This window comes from Stenotrophomonas sp. YIM B13575 (assembly GCF_042787595.1).
Taxonomy (GTDB): Bacteria; Pseudomonadota; Gammaproteobacteria; order Xanthomonadales; family Xanthomonadaceae; genus Stenotrophomonas; species Stenotrophomonas lactitubi_B.
The window spans coordinates 1-1069 of record NZ_JBHZOP010000216.1 but is presented as its reverse complement, the minus strand read 5'-3'; the positions used below and the strand labels follow the sequence as shown (position 1 = coordinate 1069).

Here is a 1069-nt window from a genome sequence, read left to right as displayed (position 1 = left end):
GTGGGTCCGGTGGCGGGGGCGTGAGCCGCATGGATGCGGCGACCGAGCTTACATGGACGTACTTGCAGCGGCCCCCGCCACCGGACCCGCCCCGCCATCCCACCGAATGCCGCAGTTGCTGTTGCTTCGGCCGTTGCCGTTGCCTCTGCGGGTGCCGGGTGCCGCCCGGCCGAATACCCCCATTCACTCATTGTTAGCGGCCGCCGCCGGATCATCCGGCCGCCATGTCCCTCCGTCCCGCCCTCGTCGCGCTGTTGCTGCTGTCTGGCCTGTGGCCAGGGCTGGCCGCTGCGCGCACGGTCTACCGCTGCGTCCAGGGCAACACGGTCAGCCTGGCCACCGCACCGGAGCCCGGCTCGCGCTGCACGCCAAAGGAAATCGACGACAGCGCCGTGCAGACACCCAACCTGTGGGGCAACATGGGCGTGTTCAGTGGCGTGCTGTACGAGCGCGAGCAGGACGGCAAGCTTGTCTATTCCACCCGCAACCTGCCCGGCTCGCGCATATTTCTGAAGTTCACCGTGGCCACACCGCCGGGCGAACCGGCGCATGAAGGCCTGGGCAAGGTCGGCAAGCCCCAGCTGGCCCAGCATGCGAAACAGTTCAAGGCGGCGGCCAAGGCCACCGGCGTGGACGATGCCTGGTTGCGGGCGATCGCCCATGCCGAAAGCAATTTCGACGCACTGGCGGTGTCCAGCAAGGGCGCGCAGGGCGTGATGCAGCTGATGCCCGATACCGCAGTGGAATACGGCGTGCGCGACCCGTTCTCGCCGCAGCAGTCGATTGATGGCGGCGCCCGCTACATGCGCGCGCTGCTGCGCCGCTACAACGGCGACCGTCCGCTGGCGGCGGCGGCCTACAACGCCGGCATCGGTGCGGTGGCACGCTACAAGGGCGTGCCACCGTATGCCGAAACCCTGGCCTACGTGGACAAGGTGATGGCGCTGTATGCGCGCTACCGTGAGGCGATGGGCATCCGTACCGAGGTGCCGGCGCGCTAGGAAGTGCAGTGGTGTTGTAGCGCCGAGCCCATGCTCGGCTGCTCGCACGGGGAGCCGAGCATGGGCTC

The 1069-nt window shown here is 68.6% G+C and carries 1 protein-coding gene; it reads left to right on the top strand.

Features of this window, described 5'->3' with window-relative positions:
• Positions 1-224: 224 nt before the first annotated feature.
• A complete protein-coding gene (locus ACFX4F_RS21280) occupies positions 225-1001 on the top strand; it encodes a lytic transglycosylase domain-containing protein (RefSeq protein WP_380658357.1) in 777 nt (258 codons plus the stop codon).
• The last annotated feature ends 68 nt before the right edge of the window (positions 1002-1069 follow it).